3 protein-coding genes are annotated in these 4,023 nt (G+C 49.4%); 1 reads left to right on the forward strand and 2 read right to left on the reverse strand.

The genetic code is table 11. The annotated features are described in order from the left end of the window. Positions 1 to 815: 815 nt before the first annotated feature. On the reverse strand, positions 816 to 2,297 hold the full coding sequence (locus tag OES20_18910) for an amidohydrolase family protein (GenBank protein MDH3636763.1): 1,482 nt from the start codon (positions 2,295 to 2,297) through the stop codon (positions 816 to 818). A 202-nt stretch (positions 2,298 to 2,499) separates the two neighbouring features. On the opposite strand from OES20_18910, the gene OES20_18915 reads away from it, so the two are divergent. After that, positions 2,500 to 3,306, forward strand: a complete 807-nt coding sequence (locus OES20_18915) for a sulfite exporter TauE/SafE family protein (protein ID MDH3636764.1) — start codon at positions 2,500 to 2,502, stop codon at positions 3,304 to 3,306. Positions 3,307 to 3,555: 249 nt separating this feature from the next. Here the strand turns inward: OES20_18915 and OES20_18920 are convergent. Then, positions 3,556 to 4,023, reverse strand: a 468-nt coding sequence (locus OES20_18920) for a LysR family substrate-binding domain-containing protein (protein MDH3636765.1), incomplete at its 5' end; no start/stop codon positions are given.

The following is a 4,023-nucleotide window of genomic DNA, read 5'->3' on the forward strand; positions in this document are numbered from 1 at the left end:
AGAAAAGGCCATATAATATCTGGATCAACGGTAGTTATCGGCACCACACCCAGATCGGCCAATTGGAGTCAATCCAACCCAGAAGCGGACCCTCATTTTTATGCCATCAGCGGCAGTTAACGACCCAACTCGGACTCTCACGCCCACATCAAATCGTTAGCGTAGCGAGCACTTTGTCCGACTGCATGCGCTTGTTATGAGGCATTTGGTTTATTTCCTTTTTGAAAAAGAAAATATGCTGATGGTAGCACGAGCAAATAGAGGCATTCCCAAAGTTCATTTTTATAGGGAGGTCTAAAGTTGAAGCTAAAATATTGCGTTGCAAGTGCAAACAGGATTACCAATGAAACAAATGCAACTGCCAATGAAGGAAACACAAATTTTTTCAAATTCGTATCTTTCTTAGATTGATGGAGCATTCTTAATGTCGGCACCAAAACTAGTATGGGTATTAGCAGATATATCGACACGTAACCGAACAAAACACTCCCAAGTCCGTCGGTTGACGCCAGGCTCGAAGTTGGGATAACTAAAAGTAAAAAGAACGCGTGCTTACCTTGCATCGATAGGATTTCGTGGTTTGTATATTTTCTCGTAGCTTCTTGCCTCACAACAGCCAGATTATAAGGTTTTTGACTCGATAACATATTATTTCGGAGTTGCTGAGCGTCCGTTTCTGGCCGATTTCTGCAGCTTGGCCTGGGTACGCCAGCGTCAGCTTTCGAGAAAACTGACCCTAAATCTATTGATTCAACGGCGAGAAACGAACTAACTCAGGCTTTCGTTTGCCGATATATTTGGCGGCCTATAGATATTTAGGGGCAGCGCTCAAACCAAAATGAATCGCTAGATGCGATATCGGCTGAACAATACTCAACGGTTCCGTTGATCATCGTCATTTCGACATTTATATCTTTTAGTTCGCGTTCAGGTGTCGACAATGGATTGTGCGAGAGTATTAGTAAATCCGCGTATTTACCCTTTTTAATGGATCCTACTTCCTGGTCGCGATCCAGGGCGTAGGCTGAATTAATGGTCATCATTCTCAATACTTCTGGCACAGTTAACAGCTTTCCGCTTGAAATCCAGGGCGCAGGTTCGCACAAGGCCGTACTTCCCGGCATAAAGTCGGGCTCGGTTCTCGTGACCAGGCTCTGCATTTCCCAGAAGGGATTCACCGGGCCTAGGTACGGATCGTCTCCATGCCAGGCGATGGGCAATCCAGGATTGGCATCTACTAATGCTCGATAAGGCCATTCCCAGCTTTGATAAGGTGGTGGTATGACACGAGGATCGCAAACCCAGGCCCACCCGAAAATAGTTGGAATAATACCGACTTCGGCATAGCGTGGTAACTGATCAGGACGGATAACCCGATTATGTTCCATCCGATGGCGCAAAACGTTTGGTCTTCCCCCCAGTACCGTGGCAAGGGCTTGTTGTGCCGAATCAACCGCTCGATCCCCAATCGTATGAATTGCTACCTGGTAGCCCAGACTGTCCATCTCACTGACCAGAGTAGCAAGTTCACTTGCAGTGAAATACAAATCCCCGAATCCTCCACCCGGCGTTAATTCATAACTCCTTGCGTCACGATTGCATGAACCGCCATCGGCAAAAATTTTGACACCGTTAATTCTTAGTGTTTCGCCTGGCGCTCTAGTCGGCGGGTGTAACTTGTACCAGTCACCTAGAAAGTCCGGCACGTCTCCGCACGGGCCGTTGTAACTTAAATAAAGGCTTGTTTTGACTTTTAGGTCTCCGGCACCGTCGAATGCCTGCATGAGTACCAGGTCCGTGGGATCATTAAACAAATCGCCAATTGTGGTAAACCCGTTTTCAATTAGTATTTGTTGTGCTTGACCCAATGACATGGGGCCTCGGGGGACTGCAGGACTGATAGCCTCATAGTAATTTTGCTCCCAGGTTACGAATCTGTCGGCATCATTGAAATAGTGTGTGTGAGCATCAACAATGCCGGGCATTACTGTTTTCCCATGGAGGTTGACCGCTACTACGGGGCGATGGCGAAGATACTGCCGAAATAGAAATCGCCATAATTGCCAGCGGTTACCAACGAAGCTAATTTTGTTACCTCGATAAGCCATCGCATAAATGTTCCGTCCCCAAACATTTACCGACCCAGGCGCACTTGTAGAATCACCGCCACGTTCAGTAATTAGAAAATTGCCGTTGTATAGCACGACAGTAGGTTCTTTGAGGTCTGTATTGGCTACTACCGTGCCAAATACCAGCGTCATCAATACAATAGCCGACAGCATTTTTGTGATATGCATAGACGCCTCCTTGACTAGTGAATAGGCCGAGTGGGTTTTTATCCACAAATACTATCACAGCCAGTTTCTTTGTTAGGACTGGATGACTGGGCTTAGGCGCTCACTTAAAAATTAGATGGGCGACGAGAAACAAGCTGGAGCGGACTCCACCACTTAACAGATATACTGTTCCTGGAATTGATCTTAATCTCGGGAGAAAGCGATGGGCGCAAGTTACGTGGCCTACCTAGTTTTGTGCGCCGTTGCATTGCTCGTGTCCGGGCTGACGCTGTTTTCGGGATTCGGTGTCGGCACGCTGCTGATGCCAGCGTTTGCGATCTTTTTTCCGATCCAGGTGGCTGTGGCCGCAACGGCAGTGGTGCATCTGGCGAACAATCTATTCAAACTGAGCCTGATGTGGCGCTACTCGGACTGGGGGGTGGTAGCCCGGTTCGCTATTCCCGGAGCCTTGATGGCGGCAGTCGGTGCGTTTCTGTTGACCTTTCTAGCCGATCTGCCGGTGCTGGCCACCTACTCGCTGGGTGCTCGGCTGTGCCAGGTCACAATCGTGAAGCTTGTAATCGGGGCGTTGATCGCCCTGGTTGCCGTGCTGGAGCTTGTACCTGCCCTGGAGGAGAGACTTCAATTCAGGCGAGAGCTTGTTCCCCTGGGCGGGGCGCTGTCCGGATTCTTTGGCGGGCTGTCCGGGCTTCAGGGGGCGTTGCGGTCGGCCGTATTGATCCGCTGTGGACTGGAGAAAGAGGCTTTTATTGGCACCGGGGTGGTGTGCGCAGTCGTTGTGGACCTGTTTCGCCTGGCTACCTACGGCGTGACATTCTTCTCCAGGCACTTCGATCAGGTCGCGGAGGCCGGCGGCATTGGGCTTGTGGCGGCGGCAACCCTGGCCGCTTTTATCGGGGCCTTCGCCGGTTCCAGATTGATGAAGAAGGTGACAATGAAAACCGTGCAGAGGCTCGTGGGCGTGATGCTGATCCTGGTGGCTATCGGGCTGGGTACAGGGATCATCTAATCTCTACATATTATGGCTTGGTTGTCAGGAGTCCGCTTCTGGCCGAACTCAGAAGCCCAGGTAGCGATTTTCAGTGTCTGCTTACGAGAAAACAGACCCTCAGGATGAGATATCAGGCGGCGACTAACGACCCTAAGGAGACGCTTGGAACAGAAGCAACAGAATTGGCTACGTGCCCTGAGATAACCCTTCGTAGACGAACTCTAATAGATTATTCATCGTAATGAGCACTGACCTTGAGTGGTGCTTTTAAACAGGCTCACGGTCCAATAGAAACCGACCAAAGGTCTGCCGAGTTGACAGTTCATCCTTATGCTTCCAGACAGCCATGGTCGGAACGGTGTCTTCGATGCCATGGATCGGTCTAACCACCAGCCCCCTGCGTAGATAATTGTTCACGCAAGTTACTTGAATGGTAATACCCATTTCGCATGCAACCAGGCCAAATATTCCTTCAATATTGAACGCCCGCTGCACAATGTCAGGAACAAATCCTGCATTACGACAAATTCGAAACAAGTGATCATGATAATGTTTCCAATCTTCCTGACTACCGAGTATGAATGGTTCCTTGGTAAGTTCAGAGAGATGAATTGACTCTTTTTCTGCCAGTGGATGATTTTCATAGAAAACCGCGACAAAGGAATCTCGCTGAACGGTGACACTCTTGTAACCGGGCCGCTCAAACGGGCCTGTAACGAATCCCAAATCGAGCCT

It is taken from the genome of Gammaproteobacteria bacterium, assembly GCA_029862005.1.
Classification (GTDB): domain Bacteria; phylum Pseudomonadota; class Gammaproteobacteria.